The organism is Terriglobales bacterium (genome assembly GCA_035573675.1).
Classification (GTDB): Bacteria; Acidobacteriota; Terriglobia; order Terriglobales; family Acidobacteriaceae; genus DATMAB01.
Map to the genome: position 1 here is coordinate 43,435 of DATMAB010000018.1, position 26,672 is coordinate 70,106.

General features: G+C 63.6%; 30 protein-coding genes. 16 read left to right on the top strand and 14 right to left on the bottom strand.

Annotated elements, in window-relative coordinates; all coding sequences use genetic code 11:
- The first annotated feature begins 81 nt into the window (after window positions 1-81).
- The 4 genes from VNK82_08155 to ribB all read left to right on the top strand — a co-directional run bounded on the left by VNK82_08155 (window position 82) and on the right by ribB (window position 3,388).
- The gene (locus tag VNK82_08155) at window positions 82-309 is read left to right on the top strand and encodes a hypothetical protein (protein HXE90918.1); all 228 of its coding nucleotides are present in this window, start codon (window positions 82-84) and stop codon (window positions 307-309) included.
- Window positions 310-474: 165 nt separating this feature from the next.
- On the top strand, window positions 475-1,089 hold the full coding sequence (locus VNK82_08160) for a DUF47 family protein (protein ID HXE90919.1): 615 nt from the start codon (window positions 475-477) through the stop codon (window positions 1,087-1,089).
- Between the two features lie 40 nt (window positions 1,090-1,129).
- On the top strand, window positions 1,130-2,155 hold the full coding sequence (locus tag VNK82_08165; protein HXE90920.1) for an inorganic phosphate transporter: 1,026 nt from the start codon (window positions 1,130-1,132) through the stop codon (window positions 2,153-2,155).
- Window positions 2,156-2,212: 57 nt separating this feature from the next.
- Window positions 2,213-3,388 carry a 3,4-dihydroxy-2-butanone-4-phosphate synthase gene (gene ribB, locus VNK82_08170; protein ID HXE90921.1) on the top strand — a complete coding sequence of 392 codons (1,176 nt, stop codon included), beginning with the start codon at window positions 2,213-2,215 and terminating at the stop codon, window positions 3,386-3,388.
- 68 nt (window positions 3,389-3,456) lie between these two features.
- On the opposite strand, the gene VNK82_08175 is transcribed toward ribB, so the two are convergent.
- The 4 genes from VNK82_08175 to VNK82_08190 form a co-directional block, all read right to left on the bottom strand.
- Window positions 3,457-3,720 (bottom strand): hypothetical protein, encoded by a 264-nt coding sequence (locus VNK82_08175; GenBank protein ID HXE90922.1) that lies wholly within the window; start codon window positions 3,718-3,720, stop codon window positions 3,457-3,459.
- Window positions 3,721-3,779: 59 nt separating this feature from the next.
- Complete coding sequence (locus VNK82_08180) at window positions 3,780-4,253, bottom strand: MerR family transcriptional regulator (protein HXE90923.1); 474 nt, start codon at window positions 4,251-4,253, stop codon at window positions 3,780-3,782.
- Window positions 4,254-4,425: 172 nt separating this feature from the next.
- Window positions 4,426-4,629 carry a sulfur carrier protein ThiS gene (gene thiS, locus VNK82_08185; GenBank protein ID HXE90924.1) on the bottom strand — a complete coding sequence of 68 codons (204 nt, stop codon included), beginning with the start codon at window positions 4,627-4,629 and terminating at the stop codon, window positions 4,426-4,428.
- 48 nt (window positions 4,630-4,677) lie between these two features.
- Window positions 4,678-5,256: a hypothetical protein gene (locus VNK82_08190; protein ID HXE90925.1), complete on the bottom strand. Its 579-nt coding sequence runs from the start codon at window positions 5,254-5,256 to the stop codon at window positions 4,678-4,680.
- A 142-nt stretch (window positions 5,257-5,398) separates the two neighbouring features.
- On the opposite strand from VNK82_08190, the gene VNK82_08195 reads away from it, so the two are divergent.
- From VNK82_08195 to nuoL, 10 genes are all read left to right on the top strand, one after another.
- A complete protein-coding gene (locus tag VNK82_08195; protein ID HXE90926.1) occupies window positions 5,399-5,788 on the top strand; it encodes an NADH-quinone oxidoreductase subunit A in 390 nt (129 codons plus the stop codon).
- A gap of 1 nt (window position 5,789) precedes the next feature.
- The gene (locus VNK82_08200; protein ID HXE90927.1) at window positions 5,790-6,287 is read left to right on the top strand and encodes an NADH-quinone oxidoreductase subunit C; all 498 of its coding nucleotides are present in this window, start codon (window positions 5,790-5,792) and stop codon (window positions 6,285-6,287) included.
- Window positions 6,288-6,289: 2 nt separating this feature from the next.
- On the top strand, window positions 6,290-7,486 hold the full coding sequence (nuoD, locus tag VNK82_08205) for an NADH dehydrogenase (quinone) subunit D (GenBank protein HXE90928.1): 1,197 nt from the start codon (window positions 6,290-6,292) through the stop codon (window positions 7,484-7,486).
- The gene (locus tag VNK82_08210) at window positions 7,483-7,968 is read left to right on the top strand and encodes an NAD(P)H-dependent oxidoreductase subunit E (protein HXE90929.1); all 486 of its coding nucleotides are present in this window, start codon (window positions 7,483-7,485) and stop codon (window positions 7,966-7,968) included. Before nuoD ends, VNK82_08210 begins: the two co-directional genes overlap by 4 nt.
- Window positions 7,969-9,288 carry an NADH-quinone oxidoreductase subunit NuoF gene (nuoF, locus tag VNK82_08215; protein HXE90930.1) on the top strand — a complete coding sequence of 440 codons (1,320 nt, stop codon included), beginning with the start codon at window positions 7,969-7,971 and terminating at the stop codon, window positions 9,286-9,288.
- Between the two features lie 94 nt (window positions 9,289-9,382).
- Complete coding sequence (gene nuoG / locus VNK82_08220; GenBank protein HXE90931.1) at window positions 9,383-11,749, top strand: NADH-quinone oxidoreductase subunit NuoG; 2,367 nt, start codon at window positions 9,383-9,385, stop codon at window positions 11,747-11,749.
- 29 nt (window positions 11,750-11,778) lie between these two features.
- Window positions 11,779-12,819: an NADH-quinone oxidoreductase subunit NuoH gene (nuoH, locus tag VNK82_08225; GenBank protein HXE90932.1), complete on the top strand. Its 1,041-nt coding sequence runs from the start codon at window positions 11,779-11,781 to the stop codon at window positions 12,817-12,819.
- 1 nt (window position 12,820) lies between these two features.
- A complete protein-coding gene (locus tag VNK82_08230) occupies window positions 12,821-13,315 on the top strand; it encodes an NADH-quinone oxidoreductase subunit J (GenBank protein HXE90933.1) in 495 nt (164 codons plus the stop codon).
- Window positions 13,315-13,617, top strand: coding sequence for an NADH-quinone oxidoreductase subunit NuoK (gene nuoK / locus VNK82_08235; GenBank protein HXE90934.1), 303 nt, complete (start codon window positions 13,315-13,317; stop codon window positions 13,615-13,617). Before VNK82_08230 ends, nuoK begins: the two co-directional genes overlap by 1 nt.
- Window positions 13,614-15,575 (top strand): NADH-quinone oxidoreductase subunit L, encoded by a 1,962-nt coding sequence (gene nuoL / locus VNK82_08240; protein ID HXE90935.1) that lies wholly within the window; start codon window positions 13,614-13,616, stop codon window positions 15,573-15,575. The genes nuoK and nuoL overlap by 4 nt, the downstream gene beginning before the upstream one ends.
- A 26-nt stretch (window positions 15,576-15,601) precedes the next feature.
- On the opposite strand, the gene VNK82_08245 is transcribed toward nuoL, so the two are convergent.
- Window positions 15,602-16,048: a type II toxin-antitoxin system VapC family toxin gene (locus tag VNK82_08245; protein HXE90936.1), complete on the bottom strand. Its 447-nt coding sequence runs from the start codon at window positions 16,046-16,048 to the stop codon at window positions 15,602-15,604.
- 9 nt (window positions 16,049-16,057) lie between these two features.
- On the bottom strand, window positions 16,058-16,324 hold the full coding sequence (locus tag VNK82_08250) for a hypothetical protein (protein HXE90937.1): 267 nt from the start codon (window positions 16,322-16,324) through the stop codon (window positions 16,058-16,060).
- 107 nt (window positions 16,325-16,431) lie between these two features.
- On the opposite strand from VNK82_08250, the gene VNK82_08255 reads away from it, so the two are divergent.
- Both VNK82_08255 and VNK82_08260 read left to right on the top strand, forming a co-directional pair.
- Window positions 16,432-17,940 carry an NADH-quinone oxidoreductase subunit M gene (locus VNK82_08255; protein ID HXE90938.1) on the top strand — a complete coding sequence of 503 codons (1,509 nt, stop codon included), beginning with the start codon at window positions 16,432-16,434 and terminating at the stop codon, window positions 17,938-17,940.
- Complete coding sequence (locus VNK82_08260; GenBank protein HXE90939.1) at window positions 17,937-19,421, top strand: NADH-quinone oxidoreductase subunit N; 1,485 nt, start codon at window positions 17,937-17,939, stop codon at window positions 19,419-19,421. Before VNK82_08255 ends, VNK82_08260 begins: the two co-directional genes overlap by 4 nt.
- A gap of 93 nt (window positions 19,422-19,514) precedes the next feature.
- On the opposite strand, the gene VNK82_08265 is transcribed toward VNK82_08260, so the two are convergent.
- The 8 genes from VNK82_08265 to VNK82_08300 form a co-directional block, all read right to left on the bottom strand.
- Window positions 19,515-20,222: a hypothetical protein gene (locus VNK82_08265; GenBank protein HXE90940.1), complete on the bottom strand. Its 708-nt coding sequence runs from the start codon at window positions 20,220-20,222 to the stop codon at window positions 19,515-19,517.
- Between the two features lie 97 nt (window positions 20,223-20,319).
- Window positions 20,320-21,216 carry an ABC transporter ATP-binding protein gene (locus VNK82_08270; GenBank protein HXE90941.1) on the bottom strand — a complete coding sequence of 299 codons (897 nt, stop codon included), beginning with the start codon at window positions 21,214-21,216 and terminating at the stop codon, window positions 20,320-20,322.
- A 114-nt stretch (window positions 21,217-21,330) separates the two neighbouring features.
- Window positions 21,331-21,648, bottom strand: coding sequence for an ATP synthase F0 subunit C (locus VNK82_08275; GenBank protein ID HXE90942.1), 318 nt, complete (start codon window positions 21,646-21,648; stop codon window positions 21,331-21,333).
- 99 nt (window positions 21,649-21,747) lie between these two features.
- Window positions 21,748-22,497 carry a F0F1 ATP synthase subunit A gene (gene atpB / locus VNK82_08280; GenBank protein ID HXE90943.1) on the bottom strand — a complete coding sequence of 250 codons (750 nt, stop codon included), beginning with the start codon at window positions 22,495-22,497 and terminating at the stop codon, window positions 21,748-21,750.
- 21 nt (window positions 22,498-22,518) lie between these two features.
- Window positions 22,519-22,938, bottom strand: coding sequence for an ATP synthase subunit I (locus VNK82_08285; GenBank protein ID HXE90944.1), 420 nt, complete (start codon window positions 22,936-22,938; stop codon window positions 22,519-22,521).
- A 4-nt stretch (window positions 22,939-22,942) separates the two neighbouring features.
- A complete protein-coding gene (locus VNK82_08290) occupies window positions 22,943-23,194 on the bottom strand; it encodes an AtpZ/AtpI family protein (GenBank protein HXE90945.1) in 252 nt (83 codons plus the stop codon).
- Between the two features lie 32 nt (window positions 23,195-23,226).
- Window positions 23,227-24,789 (bottom strand): NADH-quinone oxidoreductase subunit N, encoded by a 1,563-nt coding sequence (locus VNK82_08295; GenBank protein ID HXE90946.1) that lies wholly within the window; start codon window positions 24,787-24,789, stop codon window positions 23,227-23,229.
- Window positions 24,789-26,573 (bottom strand): NADH-quinone oxidoreductase subunit M, encoded by a 1,785-nt coding sequence (locus VNK82_08300; protein HXE90947.1) that lies wholly within the window; start codon window positions 26,571-26,573, stop codon window positions 24,789-24,791. The genes VNK82_08295 and VNK82_08300 overlap by 1 nt, the downstream gene beginning before the upstream one ends.
- Window positions 26,574-26,672: the final 99 nt, after the last annotated feature.

Below are 26,672 nucleotides of genomic sequence, written 5' to 3' on the forward strand. Positions count from 1 at the left end.
GCGATTCAGCGAATGACAATCCAATCAGGTAGCAATTCTGGCAAGTTCAAATCACTGATACGAGGCAGGTAAGCAACTTCAATGGCAAAGCGTCGCGGAAATCCCAACTGGGGCAAGCCGGAGCCGATCGGCCCGGTGATTCCCACGGTGACTGAGTTTGAGCAGGTCGTCAAGGAATTCAAGCTCGAGCCGGAGCAATACCTCCGCTCCACCCGCCTGCGTGAGTGGGCGCGCAAGAACAAGAACTCCAAGTTCATCCCCGAGACGCTGCTGCAGGCGTGGGGATTCGAGATCGAGTCCACCCTGTAAGCGTTTCCGGCAAGGTTTCGCCCAAGGCCATCCTTCGGGATGGCCTTTTACATTCGGGCCGGGGTGAAGCCTTGTTGTGGGTTTGACGTTCTTCTTCCCGCATGCGATAGTAAGCGGCTCGATTCGTTCCGCAATCCCAAAAACTGGAGACCCTCCAGGCACAGCATGGTCCGCATCATTCCCCGTGAGACAAAGTTCTTCGACATGTTCGCCGACATGTCCGGCAACCTCACCGAGGGCGCCCGCTTGCTCACCGAACTTTTGGCCGACTTCCGGGACGTGGAGGGCCGTGTCCAAGCCCTCAAGGGGATCGAGCACCGCGGCGACGAGATGACGCACTCCATCCTGGTCAAGCTGAACCAGACTTTCATCACTCCCTTCGACCGCGAGGACATTCACCGGCTGGCCAGCAGCCTGGATGACGTCCTGGACCTGATCTACGCCGCCGGCGAACGCATTCTGATGTACAAGATCACGCAGGCGCCGCCCGAAGCCGGCGAGCTGGCGCGCATCATCGTTTTGCAGAGCGAGCAGATCTCCAAGGCTGTGGTCATGCTGGAGAAGCACAACCACGTGCTGGACCACTGCGTGGAAATCAACCGCCTGGAAAATGAGGCGGACCGGCTGGCGCGGGCCGGCATCGGCAGGCTGTTCGATGAGGAACGGGACCCCATCCGACTGATCAAGATCAAGGAACTCTACGAAGTCCTCGAAACCGCCACCGACCGGGCCGAAGACGTGGCCAATGTGCTGGAAAGCGTGGTGCTGAAGAGCGCCTGATGGTCCACGGTTCTTACCCCACTTCGGCGAGGACCTGACCGTGGACAGCACGCTGCTCCTCACCGTGGCGACGGTTCTGGTCGCTCTTGGCTTTGACTTCATCAACGGCTTTCACGACGCCGCCAACAGTATTGCCACCGTGGTGTCCACCCGCGTCCTCTCGCCACGCGTCGCCGTTCTGTGGGCCGCATTCTTCAACTTCGCCGCCGCGTTTTTTCTCGGCACCGCCGTAGCCAAGACCATCGGCAAGGGGATGATCCGCCTGGACGAGGTCACTGGGTTCGTAGTACTCGCCGGGTTGATCGGGGCTATCGTCTGGGACTTGGTCACGTGGTGGTGGGGCCTGCCGACCTCTTCGTCGCACGCCCTTATCGGAGGCTATGCCGGTGCAGCCATCGCCCGCGGCGGCATTGACGTGATCCTGATCGAGGGCTGGTACAAGACGGTCCTGTTCATCTTCCTGGCGCCGCTCATTGGACTGAGCGTTGGCCTCCTACTCATGGTGGCCACCTACTGGTTGCTGCGCCACCGCTCGCCGCAGCAGGTGGACGGCTGGTTCCGCCGCCTGCAGCTTCTCTCCGCCGCCGCCTACAGCCTGGGACACGGCGGCAACGACGCGCAGAAGACCATGGGCATCATCGCCGGCGCCCTGTTCACCGGCGGCTACATGAGCCAGGCCGACGTGGCGGCCGACTGGGGCGCGCTGCACTGGCCCATCATCCTCTCTGCGCACTTCGCCATCGCCCTAGGGACGTACTTCGGCGGGTGGCGCATCGTGCGCACCATGGGCCAGCGCATCACCAAGCTCAAGCCGGTGGGCGGATTCTGCGCAGAGACCGCTGGCGCTGTCACCCTGTTCGGTACCGCTCTGGCCGGCATCCCGGTCTCGACCACGCACACCATCACCGGCGCCATTGTGGGAGTCGGCGCGGTGCACCGCGTCTCGTCGGTGCGATGGGGCGTAGCAGGACGCATCATCTGGGCGTGGATCTTCACCATCCCCGCCTCCGCGGCCGTGGCTGCCGGAGTGTTCGCCGCAATCCGATTCTTCCATCCGGGCGCCTAGCGGAATCGCCCGCGGACCGCCCAACGGCCTGTTTGTTAGAATGACAACGGTACACGGATGACAAGCCCACCCTTCAGCGACGTTGAGAGCTGTATCGAAGAAATCCGCAACGGCCGCATGGTCGTAGTCGTGGACGACGAGGACCGCGAGAACGAAGGCGACCTCACCCTGGCCGCAGAAAGGGTCACCGCTGGAGCCATCAACTTCATGGCCAAGTACGGGCGGGGGCTGGTCTGCCTGGCCCTCACTGAAGAGCGCCTCGACCACCTGCGGATCGGTCCCATGACGGCGGAAAACACCGCCACCTATGGCACGGCTTTTTGTGAAGCCATCGACGCGCGCACCGGCATCACCACCGGCATCTCCGCTTATGACCGGGCGCGCACCATTCGCGTGGCCATCGATCCCGCCACTCGCCCCGCAGACCTGGCTCGGCCCGGCCACGTGTTCCCGCTGCGGGCACGCAAGGGTGGCGTGCTGGTGCGTGCCGGCCAGACCGAGGCCTCCGTGGATCTGGCGCGCCTAGCGGGGCTGGTGCCCGCCGGCATCATCTGCGAGATCATGAAGGAAGACGGCACCATGGCGCGGGTGCCGGACCTTATCGAATTCTGCCGCGAGCACAACCTGAAGATGATGACTGTGGCCGACCTCATTCGCTACCGGCTGCGGCATGAGCGCTTCGTGCGCCGCATCGGCGAGGCCCTGCTGCCCACCCGCTTCGGCGACTTTCGCATGATCGCCTATGAGAGCGAGATCGACCGTGAGTCGCACGTCGCCCTGATCCGCGGCGAGGTGGAAAAGGCCGGCGACGACCCGGTGCTGGTGCGCATGCATTCCCACTGCCTGGTGGGCGACGTCTTCGGCGCCACCTGGTGCGATTGCCAGGCCGTCATCGAGCGTTCCATGGAGATGATTGCCGCCGAAGGCCGAGGCGCCCTCATCTATCTGCATCAGACCTCCAAGGGCTTTTCCGTTGAGCGCGTGGCCGATCGTCCCGCGCTTGCCTTCCATCGCGAAGTCCGACAGCCCGAATTGCCGGACCACCAGCGCAAGACCCAACGCGAGGTAGGTATAGGAGCCCAGATCCTTTCTGACCTGGGCATTCATTCCTTGCGCCTGCTCACCAATCACCCCCGCAAGCTCGTGGCCCTGGAGGGATTTGGCATGCGGGTCGTGGAGCAGGTGCCCGTACCCGTGCCTGGGCGGTCGCAAGTCGTGCCGGGCACGGACTAGATGGCGCTGGGGCAAGAAAAACAGGGCGCGGCTAAGGCCGCGCCCTTCAGCTCTGGGGGAGAAACCTTTCAGTTTGGCTTGCGCGGCAACACACTCTCATCGCGCAGAACAAAGTGCGCGGAACATTGACTGGAGCCGCACAGGACCGGGATCAGCCCGGCCACCTGCCGCCGTGTGATCAGTCCCAGCGTGCCGCACGAGGGGCAGGCCAGCACCGCCCAGTAGGGATCCTCGTTCTCGCCTACTTCCCCAGCGTTCTCCAGCACGAACACGGTGCCGGGCTCCATCTGCTCGGGAATCCACTCGGTGAGGACGCTCAGTTCGGCAACCATGGGAACGCACGTCCCAAGGGCCTTTGTTGCCTTGCCGTGCGATAGCTTGGGATCTGCCTTCATGACGCCAGCCTCCGCGATCGCGCCCTCCGCATTCCCGCCGCCCGCACCGGACGCTTGCGTCCGCGCACGTCACTGCGCAGGCGGCGCACGGTGTCGGTCAGGCAGACGGCGAAAATGGGCTGGCGCGCACTCTTGAGGATGTCCACCACCCGGTGCGCCGAATCCTCCACGTAGACGCGGCGCCCGTCGGTCAGCAGGTGACAGTCGGACCGGACCGAGACCGCGTCCACCAGACTGCGGCCGAACTCCCGCTGCAACATGCGCACTACCTTGCGCACCCGCTGCAGGCTGAAGCCCTTGTCGCGCAGCTCAGCGATCACAGCCACGGCAGCCAGGTCGTCCATCGAGTACAACCGGCGGCGCCCGTCACGCGCCGGCGCCACGATTCCCTGCTCGTCCCACCACTGTAACTGGCGCAGCGTGATGCCGGTGAGTGCCTCCACTTGCTTCGACGTGTATCCCTGGTTCATTCGCGACAACTTTTGTTTGAAACGCGCAACTGCCGAATTGTTTCGAACATTCTAGGCCCAGAATGTCGCCTGTCAAGCGGAATCGCGGCCTGCGGTATCGCCGTGACTAACAGCGTGGGAAAGATTGCCCGGAGCGGTTGTGCAGGGAGGCCGCGGATCGGCGTTTGCGGGCCTATCCGCCGCCGACGAAGTGCACGATCTCCAGCCGGTCGCCGTCGGCCAGCGGCGTGGCCCCCCACTGGTCGCGCGGCACAATCTCACGATTCAACTCCACCGCCACGCGGTCCGCCTTGAGGCCGAGGTGCTCCACCAGGCCGGCCACGGTGGGCGATGGCAGGGATGCCACGCGCTCCTCGCCATTGATGTGCAGTTTCATCGGCTCAACTGGGATTGTACTCAGAGCGGCGAGGTTGATGGACCAAGACTATCGTTTGACCCGGAACTTCCGCGTTGCGGACTTACCTTCCCAGACGGCACGCACCAGCACTCCCGAATCCTTGCCGGCATCGGGTGTCATGGGAACATTGAGTTCAGCGCTTCCCGAGCTGTCGGTTGTTCCCTGTGCCACGACTGGAGCTTGCGCATCCAGTGACAATTTGGCGGCCACGCGCGCCCCTGACACGGGAGCGCCGTCATCGGTGACCAACAGCTTCATGCGCAGGGTGCCGTTGGCCTCCGGCGCACTCGCATCCACCCATCGCATGGCCAGGCCGCTGCCATCGACATCCTGGATGTCGCGCTCCTGCGCGACCACCAGCGCCGCCTTGCCTTCCTTGATGGCCTCCAGCACCAGACGATGCTGCGACTTGAGCATCTCGTGCATCTGCTCTTCGGAAAAATCCGGCCGGAGGGCATGACCGGCATAGGACGCGGCGCGCTTCCCGATGCACTGCCCCTTGACGAAGACCTGAGTCTGCAGCAGGAGTTCGACCTGGCGGGCTTCGCTCTGGACGTGATAGACGGTATCGCCGTGCTTGACGTCGGTGTTGAACCCGAAGATCATTGCGCACCCGCCTTTCGGCCGCCGGCGCACGCTTTTGCAGCGAGCCGCACTGATCCGCGCAAGCTTGACACTCCGAAATGCGAACTCTATAGTCGAATGTTTAGCGGTTTGAGAACGGCGCGCATTATATACACGCTCTCCCATGCCGGACAACTACTTCGCCCGCTACCTGCCGCTACTGCTGCATCTGCTGGTCGCCGCGGCTCTGGCGGCCGGGATGGTGCTGCTTTCCCACCTCATCGGCTGGCGCCGGCCCAGTAAGGTCAAGTCCCAGGCCTACGAGTGCGGCATGGACCCGGTAGGCGATGCCCGCAGTCGCTTCTCGGTGAAGTTTTATCTTGTCGCCATGCTGTTCATCCTGTTCGACGTCGAGGTTATCTTCCTCTTCCCCTGGGCGGTCATCGCCCGCGAGCTGGGATTGTTCGGTTTCGCGGAGATGCTGGTGTACATCGGCATTGTGCTCGCCGGATTCTTCTATATATGGAAGAAGGGAGTCCTGGACTGGTCCGGCGCCCGCGGGAGCGATTTCTGACATGGCCATCGCACCGGCCATCACGCACCTTGAGCAGCTTCGCGCCGAAGCTCCCATCGCCCAGTTGCTCGCCTGGCGCCCCGACGCCGTGACCGGCGCGAAACTTGATCGCAGCGAGCTGACCATCGAGCTCCGCGCTCCCACTATCCGCGAAGCTTGTTTGCTGCTGCGTGACGATGCCAGCCTTCGCTTCAACTTTCTCTCTGACCTGACCTGCGTGGACTGGTATCCCCGCGAGCCGCGCTTCGACGTGGTCTATCACCTGCTCTCCATCCCGCGCCGCGCCCGGGTACGCCTGAAGGTACGCCTGGCGGAGGACGATGCCTGCGTCGAGTCCGTCACTTCGGTGTGGCCCTCGGCCAACTTCTTCGAGCGCGAGGTGTTCGACCTGTTCGGCGTCCGCTTCCTGGGGCATCCCGACCTGCGCCGCATCATGATGCCGGAAGACTGGCAGGGACACCCGCTGCGCAAGGATTATCCCGTCGAGGGGTACCGTTAGCCGTGGCGACTGCCCCCACGCTCACTCCGGGACACGAGGGCACGCTGGTCCTCAACATGGGGCCGCAGCACCCTTCGACGCACGGCGTCCTGCGGCTGGTGCTGGAGATCGAGGGCGAAAACGTCGTCCGCATGATGCCCGACATCGGCTACCTGCACACCGGCATCGAGAAGACCGCCGAAGCCAAGTTCTACCAGCAGGTGGTGGTGCTCACCGACCGCATCGACTACCTCTGCCCGCTGACCAACAACCTGTGCTACGTGCTGGCGGTCGAGAAGCTGCTCGGCCTGGAGCCTCCGCCGCGCGCGCAATGGATGCGCGTGATGCTCAACGAACTCTCGCGCATCGCCTCCCACCTCGTCTGGTTGGGCACACACGCGCTCGATATCGGCGCCATGACCGTGTTCCTCTACTGCTTCCGTGAGCGCGAAGACATCCTGCGCCTGTTCGAGATGGTCAGCGGCCAGCGCATGATGACCTCCTACTTCCGCATCGGTGGGCTGGCCCTGGAACCGCCCCTTGGCTTCTTCGAACGCGTGCGCCGCTTCGCTGACCTTTTTCCCTCGCGCGTGGATGAATACGAAGCCCTGCTCACCGGCAATCGCATCTGGATCGAAAGGACCCGGGGCGTTGCGCATCTCTCCGCCGAGGATGCGGTCGCGCTGGGCGTGACCGGCCCTTCCCTGCGCGCCAGCGGCGTGGATATCGACCTGCGCCGCGACATGCCCTATTCCGCTTACGACCGCTTCCAGTTCAAAGTGCCGGTGTCGCAGGAGGGCGACGTCTATGCCCGCTATCTGGTCCGTGTGCAGGAGTTGCGCGAATCCATCGGCATCGTGCGCCAGGCCTTGGACGGCATGCCGGAAGGCCCGGTCAAAGCCGATGCTCCCAAGGTCGTCCTGCCCGATCGCGAAAAGATGAAGACGCAGATGGAGGCGCTCATCTACCACTTCAAGATCGTAACCGAAGGCTTCGCCGTGCCGGCGGGCGAGGTGTACCAGGCGATCGAGTCGCCGCGCGGCGAGATGGGCTACTACGTCGTGTCCGACGGCACCGCCAAGCCCCACCGCGTCCACATGCGCTCGCCATCCTACGCCAACCTGCAGGCGTTGCCCAGGATGTGCGAGGGTAAACTGATCGCGGATGTGGTCGCCGCCATCGGGAGCATCGATATCGTGCTGGGAGAGATCGATCGATGATCCCCGTTTCAGAGCAGCTCGACAGGTTCTTCGACGAGAAAATGCGGGAGTACCCGACGCGCCGCTCCTTCCTTGTCCCCATGTTGTTGTACACACAAGACGAACTGGGTTACGTGACCGACGAAGCTGTCACGTACCTGGCCAACAAGACCGGCCTGACGGAGCTCGAGATCCGCAACGTCATCAGCTACTACAGCATGCTTACCACCAAGCCGCGCGGCAGGTACAACCTGCAGGTCTGCACCAATATCTCCTGCATGCTGCGCGGAGCCGAAGGCATCTTCGAGCACTGCAAGAGCCGGCTCGGTATCGGCCACAAGCAGACGACACCGGACGGACTCTTTTCGCTCGAAGAAGTGGAATGCATCGGCGCCTGCAGTTGGGCGCCTGCCATGCAGGTGAACTACGACTTTCACGAGAATCTCACGACGGAGAAGGTCGATAAAGTTCTCGAGGATTGCCGCAAGGAGGGAGCGCAATAGGTGGCGGACCTGGTTGGACATGCCGACGAAGTCAAGGTCGTGAGCAAGCGCTTCGGCCAGGGCGCGGCCGCGCTCGACCGCTACCTGGAGCTGGATGGCTACAAGGCCGTACAGAAGGCCCTCTCCATGACGCCGGACGCCATCATCGGCGAGGTCAAAGACTCCAACCTGCGAGGCCGCGGCGGCGCCGGTTTTCCTGCGGGGCTGAAGTGGTCCTTCGTCCCCAAAGAGTCTCCCAAGCCCAAATACGTGCTGTGCAACGGTGATGAAAGCGAGCCCGGCACCTGCAAGGACCGCCTGATCCTGGAGCATGATCCGCACGCGGTGATTGAAGGCGTGATCATTGCCGGCCTGGCCGTCGGCGCCAAGGTTGGCTACATCTACATTCGCGGTGAGTATCGCTATCTGGTCGACATCCTGCGCAGGGCTCTGGCCGAGGCGCGGGCCCGCGGCTTTATCGGCACGAACATCTTCGGCAGCGGCCGGGACTTCCAAGTGTACTGGCACACCGGCGCCGGCGCGTACGAAGTGGGCGAAGAGTCCGCGCTCATGGAATCGCTTGAAGGCAAGCGCGGCATCCCGCGCATACGGCCTCCCTTCCCGGCTGTGGTGGGACTCTGGGGCGGTCCTACGGTCATCAACAATGTGGAGACGCTGGCCTCAGTACCACATATCATTCTGGGCGGAGGCAAGTGGTACGCCGACCTGGGCACGCCCAAGAACGGTGGCACTCGACTCTTCTGCCTCAGCGGCCATGTCAACCGGCCGGGCGTCTACGAACTGCCGCTCGGCTACAACCTGAAGAAGATGATTCACGAGGTCGCGGGCGGTGTCCCCAACGGCCGAAGGGTCAAGGCCGTGGTGCCGGGCGGTTCGTCGACGCCCATCCTTACCGCCGAGGAAATCGACGTGGCCATGGACTTCGACTCATTGGCCAAGATCGGCACCTTCCTGGGTTCCGGCGGCGTGGTGGTGGTCGACGACGCCACCTGCATGGTCAAGTTCGCGCAGCGCATCATCGGTTTCTATCAGCACGAAAGCTGCGGCTGGTGCATCCCGTGCCGCGAGGGCACGGACTGGCTCAAGAAAACCTTCACCCGCTTCCACGCCGGCGGGGGCTTGCGCAAGGACATCGACAACATCCAGTACCTGGCCGAGAACATGCTGGGCCGCACGTTCTGCCCGCTCGGCGATGCTGCCGCCATGCCTATCATCTCCATCGTCAAGAAGTTTCGGAAGGAATTTGAAGAGCATCTTGAAGGGCGACCGTGCCCATATGGGGAAGGAGTCGTAGAGCAGTTACCGGTCATGAGCCATTGAGACATTTCGTAATTGCGTAATTTGGTAATTGGAAAACCCGCCGGTCGTCGCCGTCAATTTCCCAATTACCAGATTTCCCAATTACCCAATCAGAATGCCTGACGTCACTCTCACGGTCGACGGCCACAAGCTCACCGCCCCGGCGGGGACGCTGCTCATCGAGGCCTGTAAGAAGGTAGGCATCGAGGTGCCCTCCTTCTGCTACTACCCCGGCCTTTCGCTGCAGGCCGCGTGTCGCATGTGCCTGGTCGAGATTGAGAAGATGCCCAAGCTGCAGACCGCCTGCACCGTGGTGGTCACTGAAGGCATGGTCGTCACAACCGACAGCGAGAAGGTGCATCAGGCGCGCAAGTCGATGCTCGAGCTGCTGCTCGGCAACCATCCGCTTGACTGTCCGGTCTGCGACGCCGGTGGCGAATGCGAGCTGCAGGACATGACCTTCAAGTACGGCGCTGCCGAATCGCGCTACATGGAGGCCAAGCTCCACAAGGAAGAGCAGCAGTGGTCGCCGGTGGTGTTTTTTGACCGCCCGCGCTGCATTCTCTGCTACCGCTGTGTGCGCGTATGCGGTGAGGGCATGGACGTGTGGGCGCTGGGCGTGCAGAATCGTGGCGTCCATTCCGTCATCGCTCCCAACCAAGGCGACCACTTGGAGTGCGAAGAATGCGGCATGTGCATCGACATCTGCCCCGTCGGCGCACTCACCTCCGGCGCCTACCGCTACAAGACCCGCCCCTGGGAGATGCAGCACGTCGGAACCATCTGCACTCATTGCGGCGACGGCTGCAAGACCACGCTCGGCGTGCGCCGCGCTTCCACCGGACTCGAGATCGTGCGCGGCGACAACCGCGACAAGAGCGGCATCAACGGCGACTTCCTCTGCATCAAGGGCCGCTACGCCTTCGACTTCGTGCAGCACGACGACCGACTCCGCCAGCCCCTGGTCCGCAAGGACGGCCACCTGAAACCCGTTTCCTGGGATGAGGCTCTCGATACCGCTGCCCGACGCCTGCGTGAAATCCGGGACTCCGACGGCGGCGCCGCCATCGGCGTAATCGGCTCCACGCGCACCACCAACGAGGAGAACTACCTGCTGCAAAAGTTCGCCCGCCTGGTGCTGGGCACCAACCACATCGACCATCACCGCACGGCGGACTTCCCGGCGTTCGCGGCAGCCCTGGCTGGCCGTTCCGGCGCAAGCGCCTCCATGCGCGACGTCCTGCACGCGGCTGCCATCCTGCTCATCGGCGGCGACCCCACGGAGCAGCACCCTCTGCTCGCCTGGAACATTCGCACCAATGTGCGCCTGCATCGCGGCCGGCTGCACGTGGTGAATGCCGCGGAAATCAAGCTGCGCCGCCAGGCGGCAAGCTTCACGGTGATTCCTCCCGGCTCCGAAGGCCGCTTCGCAGCATTCCTTTCCGGCGATGACTCCGCAGCCGACTCGCTGCTCGCCACCTCCACCACGCGCGACGACCTGCACTCCCTGCGCAACAAGCTGCGCGCCGAATCTGGACTGGTCATCATCTTTGGTGCAGAGATTCGCGGCGACGCCATCGCTTCCCTGGTTCGCTTCGGCGCTTCCATTCCCGGCGCCAAGTTCGTCTGTTTGGCGGACTACGCCAACTCCCGCGGCGCTGCCGACCTCGGCCTTTATCCCGATCTGCTCCCCGGCTACGCCCCGGTCTCGACACCGGGCCGCTTTGCCGACGAATGGGGCGCTGCCCTGCCGCCCGCTTCCGGTCTTGCCATCCCGGAGATGGCGGAAGCCGCGGGCGCGGGCACACTGAAAGCGCTCTACGTGGTCGGCGCGAACCCCGTCGCTCGCTTTCAGATCGATCCCTTCGTGCTGCGCAACACCTTTACCGTCGTGCAGGAGATGTTTCTCACGGAGACGGCGCTGCTCGCCGACGTTGTCCTTCCCGCGGCCTGCGCCTATGAGAAATCGGGAACGTTCACGAACACCTGCGGCGACTTGCAGGCGCTCAGCAAGGCAGGCGATTTCGCCGGCGCCAAGCCCGACTTTGAGCTCATCGTACGTCTGGCGGACCGCATGGGATTCGACGTTCGCCGTCTCGTACCTGTGGCGCCTGGCGAAGGGATGCGTGCCGACATGGGACAGTCCCGCGGAGCTCAATCCGGCGAAGCCGACCGCCACGGCGTCTGGCTGCGCGCACACGGCCTCGAGCCCAGGCTCAGCCCGCTCGATCCCGCTGCGATCCTCGACGAGATCCAGCGCCTCGTCCCCGGCTACGCCTTCTCGCGCGCTAACCTGCTCGCCGGCAACGATATACATCTTGATTCCGCCGAGCGCGGCGCCGCAGGCCTGAGCCGGTCCGGCCTTATCGTGCCCGCGGCCGACTCGCTGTTTACCTCGGGCACGCTGGGCCGCTATTCGCGCACGCTGAACTCCGTGATCGAGAACCCGCGCCGCGCAGCGCGAGAGGAGGCCGCCGACTGAACCCGGCCGGCCGTATCCATTAAGGACGCATGGACTGGAAGACCTACATCGCGCTCAGCCTGGGCAAGACAGTGATCTTCTTCGTGATCCTATTGACGGCGGTTGCCTATACCGTCCTGCTGGAGCGCAAGCTGGTGGCCCGCATCCAGAACCGCTGGGGACCCACGCGCGTCGGTCCTTTCGGCCTGCTGCAGCCGCTGGCCGACGGCTTGAAGTTCATCTTCAAGGAAGACCTGATCCCCGCGAACGTTTATAAGCCGCTGTACGTGCTTGCGCCCATGCTCTCGCTCACGGTGGCACTGATGGCGATTGCGGTGATTCCGGTCGGCGAACGCGTTCGACTTCCCCGCCTCGGCATCGAGACGCCGCTCCAGATCACTGACGTCAACATCGGCCTGCTTTTCTTGCTGGGCGTGACCTCGGTCGGCGTCTACGGCGTGGCGCTCGCCGGCTGGTCGTCCAACTCCAAGTATTCGCTGCTCGGCTCGCTGCGCGCCAGCGCCCAGATGATCAGCTACGAGCTCTCGCTCGGCCTGTCCCTGGTCGGCGTGCTCATTCTCTCCGGTACGCTCAGCTTGCGCGAGATCGTGGACGCGCAGGCGGGCACGTGGTTCGGCTTCCTCCCCCGCTGGAACATTTTTCCCCAGGCGCTCGGCTTCTTCATCTATCTGACCGCGGCCTTCGCCGAAACCAACCGTATCCCGTTTGACCTTCCGGAGAGCGAGACCGAACTCGTGGCCGGCTATCACACCGAGTACAGCGCCATGAAGTTCGCCATGTTTTTCATGGCCGAGTACATCAACATGTTCACCGTAAGCTGCGTGGCCACCCTGCTGTTCTTCGGCGGATGGCACGGCCCGGTTTTCGGACCGCCGGCATTGCAGGCGGTCTTGCCGTTGCTGTGGTTCGTCGTCAAGGTGTTTTTCTTCATCTTCCTGTACATCTGGATCCGCGGAACGCTGCCGCGTTTCCGCTACGACCAGTTGATGGCCTTCGGCTGGAAGGTTCTGTTGCCCTTGGCATTGTTCAACGTGATGGCCACCGGCCTCATCGTGGCGTGGAGAGGCTGAGATGCTGCATCAGGCGCTGTTCCTCATCTTCGCCCTCATCGCCGTAGCGGGTGCAATCAACCTCCTGGCGCAGCGCCATCCCATCAACAGCGCTCTGTCGCTCATCGTGGTGATGGTCTCGCTTTCTGTGCTCTATCTCATGCTGGGCGCAGAGTTCGTTGCCGCCGTCCAGGTCATCGTCTACGCCGGCGCCATCATGGTGTTGTTCGTCTTCACCATCATGCTGCTGAACGCCGGCGAGGAGGAGCGCACCGACGGCAGCCGCGTGGCGGCGCGCTTCGGCTATCCCGCCGCCGCACTCTTTGTCGTCCTGCTGGCCTGGGTCGTTACTCGCCACGGGCACTCCTTGCCCGTCCGTCTGGGCGAGTTCCTGGGCTCCACGCAGGATGTCGCCCGCCTGCTCTTCCGCGATTTCCTGCTGCCCTTTGAGGTGACCTCAGTGCTGATCCTGGTGGCCATCATGGGCGCGGTCGTGCTGGCCCGGAGGGAGCCGTAATGGTCCCCATCTCCTGGTACCTGGTGCTGAGCGCCATCCTGTTCGGGCTGGGAGCTGCCGGCTTCCTGCTCAAACGCAACATCATCACCCTGTTCATGTCCATTGAGCTGATGCTCAACGCCGTCAACCTTTCCTTCGTGGCGTTTGCCACGCAGTGGAAGGCGTTGAGCGGGCACGTGTTCGTCTTCTTTGTGATGGTGGTGGCGGCAGCGGAAGCGGCCGTAGGCCTGGCCATCATCATCGCGGTCTTCCGCACCCGCCAAACGCTCAATGCCGATCGGGTGAACCTGCTGAAGCTATGAACCTCTGGCTCATCCCGTTGCTGCCGCTCGCCGGCGCTCTGATCAACGGCTTGTTCGGCCGCCGCTTCTCCGGCCGCACCGTCACTGCTGTGGCCCTGGCGGCCTCGGGCGCTTCGTTCGCATGGTCGCTGCGCGTTGCGGGGGCGTTCAACCAGCTTCGGCCCGAGCAAATTCCCTATACGGAAACCCTCGCCGCCTGGCTGCAGGCCGGCGCCTTCCGCGCCAACTTCGCCTTCTACCTCGACCAGCTCTCGCTCGTTATGATCCTGGTGGTGACGGGCGTGGGCTTCCTCATCCACGTCTATTCCGTCGGATACATGGCGGGTGACGGCGGCTATTACCGCTTCTTCAGCTATCTGAACCTCTTCCTGTTCTTCATGCTTACGCTGGTGCTGGCAGACAACTATCTGTTCATGTTCGTCGGCTGGGAAGGCGTCGGCCTGGCGTCGTATCTGCTGATCGGTTTCTGGTTCCAGAAGGATTCAGCCGCCTCCGCGGGGAAGAAGGCGTTCATCGTCAACCGCATCGGCGACTTCGGATTCCTGCTGGGCATGTTCCTCATGGTGAAGACCTTTGGCTCACTCCAGTTCAACGAGGTCTTTCCCGCCGCCGCCCGTTTGGGCATCGAGACAGCCCCCGGCGTGCTTACCGCCATTGCGCTGCTCTTGATGATGGGCGCTTGCGGCAAGTCGGCGCAGTTACCGCTTTACGTCTGGCTGCCGGACGCGATGGAAGGTCCTACGCCGGTCTCTGCGCTCATCCACGCCGCCACCATGGTCACCGCGGGCGTCTACATGGTGGCGCGTTCCAACGCCATCTTCAGCCGCTCGCCGGAAGCTCTGATGGTGGTGGCCATCGTCGGCTGCCTCACCGCACTCTTCGCCGCCACTATCGGCATGGCCCAGTTCGACATCAAACGTGTCCTGGCTTATTCCACTATCTCGCAACTCGGCTACATGTTCCTGGCTTGTGGCGTCGCAGCTTATTCCGCCGCCATCTTCCACTTGATGACCCACGCCTTTTTCAAGGCGCTGCTGTTCCTCGGGGCCGGAAGCGTCATCCACGCTCTTTCCGGCGAGCAGGACATGCGCCGGATGGGCGGCCTGCGCAGGCACGTTCCCTGGACCTTCGCCGTGATGACCGTGGCCACGCTCGCCATCGCCGGCGCGCCTTTCCTCAGCGGTTTCTTCTCCAAGGACGAGATCCTGTGGCGCGCCTACTCCAGCCCCTTCGGCAGTCCCATCCTCTGGGGCGTCGCGTTCTTCACCGCCGGCCTGACCTCTTTTTATATGTTCCGCCTGTGGTTCATGACCTTCTTCGGAGAGCTGCGCGCCACGCCGTCATCGCACGGTCATGATTCGCAGGTTGAACATGGCCACGGCATTCACGAGAGCCCCTGGGTCATGCTGGCCCCGCTCGTGGTGCTGGCGGTGCTCTCCGTGATCGGCGGATACGTCGGCGTGCCGCATGCGCTCGGCGGTCATAGCTATTTCGAGAAGTTCCTGGAACCGGTATTTTCAGCCGGCTTGCCTGAGATGCCCGGAGGGCACGGGGACGAAGTCACGCTCGAGCGCGGCTTGACGTTGCTCTCCGTGCTGGCCGGCGCCATCGGCTTCTTCCTCGCCTGGCTTCTCTACTGGAAAAGTCCCGGACTCCCGGGGCGAATCACGGCTTCTGTGGCCGCGCTCTATCGCGCCGTGGCTGGCAAGTACTATGTGGACGAAGGCTACGACGCCATGTTCGTTCGCCCCGTCGTGGAGGGCTCGACCAACGTCCTGTGGCGCGGCATCGATGTCGCCCTCATCGACGACTCCGTCAACGCCCTCGCCTCCGGAGCGCGCAGCGTTTCCGGAGCCTTTCGCCGCATGCAGTCCGGCAACCTGCGCTCCTACGCCGGATGGGTCGTGGGCGGCGCCGCGCTCATCCTCGTCTACATGGTCTGGTTGGGGGTGCGATGAGATACCTGCGGATCAGCGAGTACGCTCTACGGGACATCCCGGGGATGCCTTGCGTTCACAAACGGGATTCGGCTGAAGTCTTGGACGTTTTCCGTAATGATCTCACGCACACCGGCGTCCCGCATGGTCACCGCCAGAAACAAGTCGTACCACGTGGGACCGCTGATTCCGAGGGCGGAACCTTCGCGGATGGCACGGATCACGGTCCCCCGATTCGGGTAGATCTTTGCCAGACGCCTGGACCGATACAACAGGTCACCGATGCGCACAAGCTCGGAAGGAGGCAACGGCGGCGAGACGAATTTGGCGCGGCTCACCACCGCCGCGAACTCCACCAGGTTCTGTGGAGCGATGCAGTAGAGTCTCCGCTCACGCAGGCCGCGAGCCAACAACTCGGCCGCAATGGAATGCAACGGAGAGTGCCGGTACGCGGCATGAATCAGCACGTTGGAATCCAGCAGCGCCCGCATCATCGGCCCCGGCTATTCGTAGATGTCTTCGCGGCGGATTGGCCCCAGCACGGTGCCGTCAATCGCACCCAGCGGGTCGGCTGCTACCTTGCGCTTGCGACGCTCCCAGGGCTTCACTTCCTTGGTGAGCGCCTTGCGTTTCTCGTACTCCGCTTCGCCATAGACGCGCGACGGTTTTCCGTCTCGAATCACCAGCACCAGGCGGCCGCGCCCGATTGCGGCCGCGCGCTCCATGATCCGGTGAGCTACGCCGCGAGGCATGTGCTTCACTTCCTTCATACAATCTCCTTCCGGCATATGAAATATAATTCTTCATATATCGTTATGCGATGTCAACAATATTATTTTCCAGGGCCATTCGCGGCGAGCCGCCGGACTAGCTGACGATGAACTTCGACGCCCACATTTTGACGCTCGTCACGTTCGCCCCGCTCGCGGGCGCGCTGCTCCTTGCCCTGCTGCCGCGCCGCGACGAACTGCTTCGCCGGGCTTCCCTGCTCATCTCCCTGGTGACTTTTGTGCTCTCGCTCCATCTGCCGGCCAGCTTCGACGCCGCGCGTAAGGGCTTCCAGTTCGAAGTCGACCTCCCCTGGATCCCGAGCCCCAACATCCATTACCACCTCGGTGTGGATGGTATCTCGGTCTGGCTGGTTGTCCTCACCACGTTTCTCACGCCTCTGTGCGTGCTGGTCTCCTGGAAGTCGGTCTACGAGCGAGTGAAAGAGTTTTTCGTGCTGTTGCTCGTGCTCGAGACCGCCATGATCGGCGTCTTCCTGGCGCTCGACCTCTTCCTCTTTTATTTCTTCTGGGAAGCCGTCCTCATTCCCATGGCGCTGCTCATCGGCATGTACGGCCACGAGCGCCGGGTCTACGCCGCCGTGAAGTTTTTCCTGTACACCGCCGTGGCCTCGGTCTTCATGCTGGCTGCCATCATCTGGCTCTACGCGCAGACCGGCAGCTTCGACTACGCCACCATCCAGCAGGCCATCCACCGCGAGCAGATTCCCAACATCTGGACCGCGGCCGAGTGGCTTTTCCTCGGGTTCTTTGTAGCCTTCGCCGTGAAAGTCCCGCTCTTCCCTGTCCACACCTGGCTGCCGGACGCGCACGTGGAAGCGCCCACTGCCGGCTCCGTTCTGCTGGCCGGCGTCCTGCTCAAGATGGGCACCTACGGCCTGCTGCGCTTTAACGTCGGCCTGTTCCCGGCGCAGTCACGCGAGCACGCCGGTTGGATCGCCGCCCTGGCCATCATCGGCATCATTTACGGCGCGCTGGTCGCCATGGTGCAGCCCAACCTGAAAAAGCTGGTGGCCTACTCCTCGGTCAGCCACCTTGGCTTTGTGGTGCTCGGCATCTTCAGCTTCACCCAGGTGGGCGCCGACGGTGCCGTCTACCAGATGCTCAACCACGGCGTCTCGACCGGCGCTCTCTTCATGCTGGTGGGCATGCTCTACGAGCGCCGCCATACCTTCGAGATCCGGGAGTTCGGCGGCCTGGCCACGCCCATGCCCGCCTACGCCATGCTCTTCCTGGTAATCACTCTGTCTTCCATCGGGTTGCCGCTGCTCAACGGATTCATCGGCGAGTTCCTGGTGCTGCTCGGCGCTTTCCAGGCTGAGACCGCTTGGGGCGTGTTCGCCGCCACCGGAGTCATCTGGAGCGCCTGCTACATGCTCTGGATGTATCAGCGTGTCTTCTATGGTCAGGTCACCTCGGAGGTGAACCGCTCCCTTTCGGACCTCGACCTGCGTGAGCGCTTCTCTCTCTGGCCCCTGGCACTGGTGGCACTGGTCATGGGCGTCGCTCCGCTCTACTGGATGCGCGCCATCGATCCTGCCGTCCAGGCCGTGCTCGCTCCCCTGATGCCCGCGTTGTTGCAGGTGCTGACGCCATGATGCCGACCGCCGCCTTCGCCCTGTTCGAGAGCCCTGCCTTCTCGTTGGGCGCGTCGGACTACATCGCCATCCTGCCGGAACTGGCTCTGACTGTCTTTGGCGTCGCCGTGATGATGGCCGAGCCACTGCTGCCCGCCGGGCGCAGCCGCCGCCCCTTGGGCTTGCTGGCGCTGGTCGGCGCATTGCTCTCTCTGGTCGGCAGCGTCTACCAGTCGGCTTCGCCCGGGCCTGGCTTCTTCGGCATGGTCGAGGTGGATGCCTTCAGCGTGTTCTTCCACTTCCTCATTGCCGGCATCGCGACGCTCGTCATCCTCTCTTCGCTCGATTACCTCGAGACTGAGCAGATTCGCGCGGGCGAATTTTACGGGCTGGTGCTGCTGGGGGCCGTGGGCATGCAGTTGATGTCCTCGGCCATGGAACTGGTGCTCATTTTCATCGCGCTGGAGATTTCCTCCATCTCCACCTACATTCTGGCCGGCTTCCGGCGCCGCGTCGCCTCCAGCGCCGAGTCCTCGCTCAAGTATTTCCTGCTCGGCTCCTTCGCCACCGCCTTCTTCCTCTATGGCGTGGCGCTGATGTTCGGCGCTACCGGCTCCACCTACATCCCGGCCATCGCGGCTTCGCTGAAGGTCGAGCACGTGCCCACGCTTGCCTACGTTGCCGTGGCGCTCATGTTCGTGGGATTGGGATTCAAAGTCGCGTCGGCGCCCTTCCACATCTGGACGCCCGACGTCTACGAAGGCGCGCCCGCGCCGGTCGTGGCCTTCATGTCCACCGCGCCCAAGGCCGCGGCCTTCGCGGTGCTGGCTCGCATCCTGCTCACGACCGGTGCCCCGGGCTGGTTCTGGCTCATCTGGCTCTCCGCCGCCCTCACCATGACCATCGGCAACCTGGGCGCGCTGGTGCAGAACAACGTGAAGCGACTGCTCGGCTACTCCTCCATCGCTCACGCCGGCTATCTGCTGGTGGCGTTCGGCGCCGCCCCTGACCTCGGCGTCCGCGCCGTGCTCTTCTATACCGCCGCCTATGCCTTCATGAACGTAGGCGCCTTCGCCGTGGTCAGCCACCTGGCTGGCGCCGGCGAGCGCTACGTCTCCGTCGACGACTATGCCGGACTCGGCCGGCGCTCGCCCGTTCTGGCTGCCGCCCTCACCCTATTCCTGCTCTCGCTCATCGGCATCCCGGCTACCGGGGGCTTCTTCGCCAAGTTCTACGTCTTCGCCGCCGCCCTCAAGGCGAATCTGGTGTGGCTCACCGTCATCGGCCTGGTGAACAGCGCCATCGCGGCCTACTACTACCTGCGGTTGATCGTGGTGATGTACATGCGCGACCCGCGCGAAGAAATGCCCGCTCTGACCATCCCGGCGCCGCTGGCCGCCGTCCTCACCCTCACGGCCGCCGCGACGCTCTACCTCGGCATCCTGCCCGGCCGCGTTCTGGACTTCGCCGCCCGTTCCGCCGCCGACATCCTGCGCTTCTGATTTTCGTTTTTGGGGTTTTGGCTGTTGGCTTATCGCTTATTGCTTGTCGCTTATCGCTAATGGCTGAGTGCTGAGCGGCGCTCCTTCAGCGAGCTATTCCACCGCCACGGCAATATCCCTTCTCTCAAACACCCACGACGCCGCCACCCAGAACACGACCGTCTGCACCACCGCAACGCCGAGTCCGCCCCACCCCGGGTTCCACGCTGGATCATAGGAGAAGCGCATCGCCGCCGCGCTCAGCGAATACACCGGGATGGCGTTGGCCCAGCCTGCTCCCAACAGGCGCTCCAGGGCCGCGGGCGCCGCGATCAGCAATGCCGTGGCCGCCGTCGCAGGCAGCGGGTCAAGGAAGGTGGCAAAGAACAGTGCGATCGCCGCCGCCACCGCGCACGTCATCACCAGCACGCTGGTCAGCAGGACGAATTGCCAGGCGGGAAAGTCCATCTTGCGGGTGATCCACAGCGCACTCAGCCCGATGGAAACGCAGTACGCCGCGCAGCACAGCAGCACGCCCAGGAGCATCCCCGCCAAGTATTGCCGGCGTTCGATCGCTTTCGAGAGCACGGCCAGGATCCGCCGGGAGCGCCGTTCATTGTGCACGCTGAATGCGGCCACGAACGTGGCGAAGGCTACCGCATACAACGCTTCTTGTCCGAGTAGGAAGACGAAGTCGTTCTGGATCAGTTCCTCTTCACCCCAGGTGAAGGCCAGCGCCACCACGCCCGACCACAACACCAGGAACAGCATCGGCCAGCGCTGCTCGCGCACCAGGTTTCCCGCAATGAGGAAGATAGGCACCACAGGTCTCAGGTCTCAGGTCTCAGGTCTCAGGTCTCAGGTTCAAGGTCATAGGTTCTTGGTTCTTAGTTCGTAGTTCAAAGTTCCTACTTGCCCTTCACTCTTCTCTCGTCAGTTCGACGAATATCTCCTCCAGCGTCTTCCGCACCGGATTCACGCTCACCACTTCGCCGCCCGCCGCCCACACTCGCTCGATCGCTTTCCGCTGCTCCTCTGCCGGGACGGAAAACGTCACCAGCCCGTCTCCTGCGGCCGTGCCACTGAACGCGACGACATCGATGCCTCGGGCCACGACCTCGCTCTCCGCGCGCGCTTCCAGCAGCTCGCGCACCGTGCCCGTCCTCCGCACTCTTCCCTGGTGCAGGATGGCCACCCGCGTCGAGATCAATTCGACCTCAGACAGCAGGTGCGAACTCAGAAACACGGTCTTCCCCGCGGCCTGTGCTGCCAGCAGCAGCTCCCGCACCGCGATGCGCGCCAGCGGATCGAGCGCCGCCGTCGGCTCATCCAGCAGCAGCAGTTCCGGATCATTCACCAGCGCCTGCGCCAGCCCCACGCGTTGCAGCATCCCGCGTGAAAAGCGCCCCACGTTGCGGTCCGCTTCCTCCGCCAGCCCCACGGCCTCCAACGCCTCACGCGCCCTCCGCTGCAACCCGGGATCGCGCAATCCATTGAGCTTCCCGTAGAACCGCACCAGCTTTTCCGCCGGACGGTGATACAGCGCCACGTGCTCCGCCAAAAAGCCCACGCGCTTTCGCGTTGCCGCATCGCCGAATGGTCTTCCCAGCATTCGTCCCTCGCCTGCGGTCGGACGCATGAATCCCATCGCCAGGTGCATGGCGGTGGTCTTCCCTGCTCCATTCGGGCCGAGGAATCCGAAAATCTCGCCCTGCTCCACGCGCAGGGAGAAATCGTCCAGCGCACGCACAGACTTCCTCCCGAAAAAGCCCCGATACTCCTTCGTGACTCCCTCGAACTCCAGCGCCGCCGCCATCGCGCCTATTGTAGTCACCACCGCCCACCGCGCCCACCGGACACGCAGCGCTTTCGCAAACACAAAGGCCACCGACCGCTCCCGCGACCGGTGGCCGAACTTGTTCCGCTTCGCCTAGCTGACTTTGGCGAAGATGATGACCAGCGTATACAGCGCCAGCGACTCGATCAGCGCCAGTCCCAGGATCAGCGCCAACTGGATTCCCGGCCGTGCCGCCGGATTCCGCGCCAGCCCCTCGCAGGCTGCCGCCGTGGCCTTCGCCTGCGCCAGCCCGCACACTGCCGATGCGATGGCCATGGCGAACCCGGACGTGATGGCCACCCAGTTGGCCGTTCCCATGCCGCCGCCCGCGCCTCCTGCTTCCTGCGCGAACGCCGGCGTCGCCAACGTCACCAACGCCAGCCCGATGAACACATACATCAGTTTCCTCATGTTGCTTCTCCTTCCGATGAATTGCCGCCAGTGGGTGGTTGGCGCCATCCTCGTGCAGACGCCCTCACGCTCGCGGCCAACAAGCCGGTATGAATGCGATCAGTGCTCTTCGGCGACGGCGCCCGCCAGGTACACCGTCGTCAGCAGGACGAAAATGAACGACTGCAGGAACGACACGCCTACGTGCAGCATGTTGAACACCACCGGGATGCCCACCGGCACCAGCGAGAAGAACACCAGCGTCACCATGTCGCCTGCAAAGATGTTCGCGAACAAGCGGATGGTCAGCGACAGCATCCTCGCCAGGTGGCTGATGATCTCAATCGGCACCATCAACGGCGCCAGCATCGGCATCGGTCCCGCAAAGTGCGCCGCGTAGTGCAGCACGCCCTGCTTCCGGATCCCCTGCCAGTTGTAATAGACGAACGCGCACACGGCGCAGCCCAGAGGTACCGAAGGATTCGCGGTCGGCGACTCAAACCCCGGCACCAGCCCCAGCATGTTGCAGGTGAAGATGAACAGTCCCAGCGCCATCAGGAACGGCGTGAAGCGCTCGCTGTGATGTCCGATGATCTCCCGGCTCTGGTTCTGGATGAACCCGTGCACGGCCTCGATCAAATGCTGCCATCCGCCCGGAGTCTCCACCGAGAGCCGTGCGCGCAGAAACGCGAAGAACAGGATCAGCACGCCCGCCACCAGGAATTGCATCGCCATCCAGTTCGGGATGGGATGCGCCGGGTCGTGCGCATGCACGCCCACTTGCTCCATCACGGCCAGGGCCACGCCGCCAAACAGCTTGTTCATCAGGGCCGTGAAGGGAAGCTCGGCCGAGAAAGCGATCAGTGCCATGCAGATTTCGGGGACATCGCCTCAGATTCCGCGGCGCAGCGCCACCCAGGCTTCATAAGCGGCCTCGCACGCGATCGCGCCCACCGGCAGGAACAACCCCGCCAGAAGACCGTAAACGCTGGGCGCCGAACTTTTCACTATAACATACGCGCCCACGGCCAACAGGACGTAGCGCAGCAGGAAGCGCAGCACCACGCCCCGCGCCGGCTCCGCTCTTCCCGACCCGGTAATGCGGTCGGCCACGGCGCTCACCGTGCGCTTCAGCCAATGGAAATTCACCAGCGCGATGGCGCATCCCGCGGCCAGCCCTAAAGCGAACGCTGTGCCCTTCCACAGCCAGCCGAGCGGTACGAACACGACCGCCAGCACCAGCATGAAGCGCACAATCCGCGGATACGCCGCTGCATAGAAGGCATCGGCCGACGGCTGCTCCGTTGCCACTCCCTCACCTTCGGTCATCCGGCGTGCTCACGGTCCGTATCAGCTCGATGAATCCCGCCGCGATCCCCAGCAACAGCCCCACCAAATACAGCCACTTCGTCCCCAGCCAGCGATCGAGCGCCGCTCCCAGCAGCCAGCCCACCACGGTCGCGGTAGGCAGGACGAAGCCGAGCTGGCTGTAGCGCGCCAGTTGTACCCACATGTTCTTCTTCTTTTCATTCGACTTCTGGTCCGGAGGTGGGCGGGTTTCATCCATGACCGCGGACTCTGAGAGAAAACGTCGTGCCCCTACCGCAGCCATCCCATCATCGCCGCTCCTCCTCCCGTGCGCAGCGACCACTCGGCGGCGCGGATGAAGAAGTCCGGGAACAGTCCGATGCCGACCGTCGCCGCGCCGGTGATGGCCAGCGTCAGCCCTACGCCCGGCGCCAGTCGTACTGGCTCGGCGTCCACCGCCTCGCGCATGAACATGGCATTGGCGATCCGCAGGTAGTAATACAGCGACACCGCCACGTAGAACACCGCCAGTGCTGCCAGGTAGAAGTTCAGCGGGCGGTCGGCGCTGCCCGTCTCCAGCAGCGACAGGAAGATGAAGTACTTCCCATAGAACCCGGCCAGCGGCGGGATCCCGGTGAGCGACAGCAGGAAGATGAACATCAGCACCGCCGACGTAGGCGCTTTGAAGTACAGTCCGGCGATGTCGTCCACTTCGTCGCCGATGATGTTCTGCCGCCGCAGCGCGGTGATCACCGCGAAGGCTCCCAGGTTCATGAAGGTGTAGACCAGCAGGTACAGCAGGATGCCCTTGATGCCGGTGGGGCTCGGATTGTTGGCGTCTCCCGCCACCAGCCCCAGCAGCATATAGCCCACGTGCGCGATGGAAGAGTACGCCAGCAGGCGTTTCAGGTTGGTCTGCGTCAGCGCCGCCAGGTTCCCGCCCGTCATGGTGGCGATGGCCACGAACACCAGCACCGGCAGATACAGCGGACGCAGCGCGTCCATGCCGTAGAGCACCAGGCGCAGCAGCAGCGCCCACGACGCCGCCTTCACCGCCACCGACATGAATCCGGTGATGGTGGTCGGCGCACCTTCGTACGCGTCCGGCGCCCACTGGTGGAACGGCACCGCCGCGATCTTGAAGAACAGGCCCGCGAGGGTGGTCACCATCGCCAGGATGGCCACCGGATCGTTCGGCTGCTGCTCGATGTGCTGTCCCAGCCGGAACGCGATCTGCCCCAGGTTGGTGCTGCCCGCCAGCCCGTACAGCAGCGAGAGCCCGTAGGCGAAGATGCCCGAGGAGAACGCTCCCAGCAGCAGGTACTTCAGCGCCGCCTCGTTCGACCGGCGGTCGCTGCGCAGAAAGCCCACCAGCACGTAGGTCGAAATCGCCATGGTCTCCAGGCTGATGAACAGCAGCACGATGTCATAGCCGCAGGCCATGCCCATCATGCCCACCACGGCAAACAGCATCAGCGCGTAATATTCCCCGTGATGCTCGCGCTCCACTTCCAGGTAGCGCACCGACATCAGGATGGTGATCAGCGCGCCCGCCAGCACGAGATAAAAGAAGTAGATGGCGAAGCGGTCGAACAGCACCATGCCGCCGAATCCGCTGATGTCCAGCGCCACTCCGCCTTGCAGCTCCGCCAGCCGGTAAGCGGCGTGTACCTTGTACACCGCCACCGTCGCGAACAGCAGCCCGATCACCGCCGTGAACGCGTTGGCGATCTTCCACTCCTTGGGCAGCAGCAGGTCGATCAGCAGGATGCCGCAGCCGAACAGCGTCAGCAGCAGCATGGGCAGCGCCAGCGCGTAATCCGCACTGCTGAAGAATTGGGAAACCGGCGACACTAGCGCGCTCCCTCGGTTCGCCTGTCATCCCGAGCGAGCGCCGCGATCGCCTTTTTCTTGTTTGTCATTCCGAGCGAGCCCGAGGAAGCGGAGCGACCGAGGCCGAGTCGAGGAATCCCTATCCCCTCGGCAACCGCCGGCCGTGCTTCTGTTTGGGACTCCCGCTCTGCTCGCGGCATACTGGCAACTGGGTACTGGCTACTGGGTACTGGGGTTCCCGCCACCACCGCCGGCTTCAGCGGATACTCCGGCCGCACCACCTTCACGATGTTGTTCACCGGCGGCGCCAGGATCTCGAAGAACGGCTTGGGATAGATCCCGATCCAGAATGCCAGCAGCACCAGCGGCGCAAAGGTCACGATCTCGCGCAGGTTCAGGTCCGCCAGCTCCTTGTTCTTGGGATTGTTCACCGGCCCGAAGAACACGCGCTGGTAAAGCCACAGCAGGTAGGCCGCGGCCAGCACTACGCCCCACACCGCCCACGCCGCCCACGCCTTGCTCTCCATGTAAGCGCCCTGCAGGATGGTGAACTCGCCGATGAACCCGTTCAGCAGCGGCAGCCCCAGCGACGACATGAACATGATCAGCGTGATGGTGGCGTACCACGGCATCACGTGCGAGATGCCGCCGTACTCGGCGATCTCCCGCGTGTGCCTCCGTTCGTACAGCACGCCCACGATCAAAAACAGCGCTCCCGTCGAAATCCCATGGTTGATCTGCTGCAGCACGCTCCCGCTCAGTCCCAGCGGGTTCACGGCAAAGATCCCCAGCGTGCAGAAGCCCAGGTGGCTCACGGACGAGTAGGCCACTAGCTTCTTCATGTCCTTCTGCATCAGGCTCACCAGCGCCCCGTAGATGATGGCCACGATGGAGAGCCCGATCATCCACGCCCGCACCTTCTCATCCATTGACACCGCAGGGAACATGGGCAGCGAGAACCGCACCAGGCCATACGTCCCCATCTTCAGCAACACGCCCGCCAGGATCACCGAGCCCGCCGTGGGCGCTTCCACGTGCGCGTCCGGCAGCCAGGTGTGGAACGGGAACATCGGCACCTTGATGGCGAAGGCCACGAAGAAGCCCAGGAACAGGAACAGTGCCGCCTGCCCCTGAATCTGCGGCGCCGTGCGGTACAAGGCCTCGATCCCGAAGGTGTAGAAGCCCGCCACCTGGTAGTGGTGGAAGTATAGGTACAGGATGCCCAGCAGCATCAGCACCGATCCCACCAGCGTGTACAGGAAGAACTTGATGGCGGCGTAAAGCTTTCGCGGCCCGCCCCAGATGCCGATCAGCAGGTACATGGGTACCAGCATCACTTCCCAGAACACGTAGAACAGGAAGAAATCCAGCGCCACGAACACGCCCAGCATCCCCGTCTGCAGCACCAGGAACCAGACGTAGTATTCCTTCACCCGCTCCGTGATCGCCGACCACGACGACAGGATGGAAAGGAAGCCCAGCAGCGTGGTCAGCATCACCAGCAGGAACGAGATGCCGTCGATCCCAATCACGTAGCTCGCGCCAATCGAGGGAATCCAGTTGCCGGCAAAGTCGGCGCTCGCCGCGCGTCCCTCGACGAACTGGAACCCGGCCACGCCCCGCACCGCCCAGAACCACGGCACCAGCGGCAGCGACACCAGGAACCCCGCGAAGGCGAACAGGTTGGCCAGCACCTTGATCGCCTTCTCGTTCTCTTTGGGCACCAGCAGCACCACCAGCGCCCCCGCCAGCGGCGTGAACAGGATGATCGAAAGTATGTGGTTGTAAACCCAGCCCTCAGTCATAGGTCAGTTCCCAGTTGCCGGTTGCGCCCTTGTTTGTCGTTCCGAGCGAAGCGAGGAGCCCCTCTACCCTCTACTGCCGCTCGCTCCACACTCCAATTC

Bases quoted from the DNA above. Each gene is read 5' to 3' on its own strand.
- VNK82_08155 (HXE90918.1), top strand. From the start codon at position 82: ATGGCAAAGCGTCGCGGAAATCCCAACTGGGGCAAGCCGGAGCCGATC.
- VNK82_08160 (HXE90919.1), top strand. From the start codon at position 475: ATGGTCCGCATCATTCCCCGTGAGACAAAGTTCTTCGACATGTTCGCC.
- ribB (HXE90921.1), top strand. From the start codon at position 2,213: ATGACAAGCCCACCCTTCAGCGACGTTGAGAGCTGTATCGAAGAAATC.
- VNK82_08175 (HXE90922.1), bottom strand. From the start codon at position 3,720: ATGGTTGCCGAACTGAGCGTCCTCACCGAGTGGATTCCCGAGCAGATG.
- VNK82_08180 (HXE90923.1), bottom strand. From the start codon at position 4,253: ATGAACCAGGGATACACGTCGAAGCAAGTGGAGGCACTCACCGGCATC.
- thiS (HXE90924.1), bottom strand. From the start codon at position 4,629: ATGAAACTGCACATCAATGGCGAGGAGCGCGTGGCATCCCTGCCATCG.
- VNK82_08190 (HXE90925.1), bottom strand. From the start codon at position 5,256: ATGATCTTCGGGTTCAACACCGACGTCAAGCACGGCGATACCGTCTAT.
- VNK82_08195 (HXE90926.1), top strand. From the start codon at position 5,399: ATGCCGGACAACTACTTCGCCCGCTACCTGCCGCTACTGCTGCATCTG.
- VNK82_08200 (HXE90927.1), top strand. From the start codon at position 5,790: ATGGCCATCGCACCGGCCATCACGCACCTTGAGCAGCTTCGCGCCGAA.
- VNK82_08210 (HXE90929.1), top strand. From the start codon at position 7,483: ATGATCCCCGTTTCAGAGCAGCTCGACAGGTTCTTCGACGAGAAAATG.
- nuoG (HXE90931.1), top strand. From the start codon at position 9,383: ATGCCTGACGTCACTCTCACGGTCGACGGCCACAAGCTCACCGCCCCG.
- nuoH (HXE90932.1), top strand. From the start codon at position 11,779: ATGGACTGGAAGACCTACATCGCGCTCAGCCTGGGCAAGACAGTGATC.
- VNK82_08230 (HXE90933.1), top strand. From the start codon at position 12,821: ATGCTGCATCAGGCGCTGTTCCTCATCTTCGCCCTCATCGCCGTAGCG.
- nuoK (HXE90934.1), top strand. From the start codon at position 13,315: ATGGTCCCCATCTCCTGGTACCTGGTGCTGAGCGCCATCCTGTTCGGG.
- nuoL (HXE90935.1), top strand. From the start codon at position 13,614: ATGAACCTCTGGCTCATCCCGTTGCTGCCGCTCGCCGGCGCTCTGATC.
- VNK82_08245 (HXE90936.1), bottom strand. From the start codon at position 16,048: ATGATGCGGGCGCTGCTGGATTCCAACGTGCTGATTCATGCCGCGTAC.
- VNK82_08250 (HXE90937.1), bottom strand. From the start codon at position 16,324: ATGAAGGAAGTGAAGCACATGCCTCGCGGCGTAGCTCACCGGATCATG.
- VNK82_08255 (HXE90938.1), top strand. From the start codon at position 16,432: ATGAACTTCGACGCCCACATTTTGACGCTCGTCACGTTCGCCCCGCTC.
- VNK82_08260 (HXE90939.1), top strand. From the start codon at position 17,937: ATGATGCCGACCGCCGCCTTCGCCCTGTTCGAGAGCCCTGCCTTCTCG.
- VNK82_08270 (HXE90941.1), bottom strand. From the start codon at position 21,216: ATGGCGGCGGCGCTGGAGTTCGAGGGAGTCACGAAGGAGTATCGGGGC.
- VNK82_08275 (HXE90942.1), bottom strand. From the start codon at position 21,648: ATGAGGAAACTGATGTATGTGTTCATCGGGCTGGCGTTGGTGACGTTG.
- atpB (HXE90943.1), bottom strand. From the start codon at position 22,497: ATGGCACTGATCGCTTTCTCGGCCGAGCTTCCCTTCACGGCCCTGATG.
- VNK82_08290 (HXE90945.1), bottom strand. From the start codon at position 23,194: ATGGATGAAACCCGCCCACCTCCGGACCAGAAGTCGAATGAAAAGAAG.
- VNK82_08300 (HXE90947.1), bottom strand. From the start codon at position 26,573: ATGACTGAGGGCTGGGTTTACAACCACATACTTTCGATCATCCTGTTC.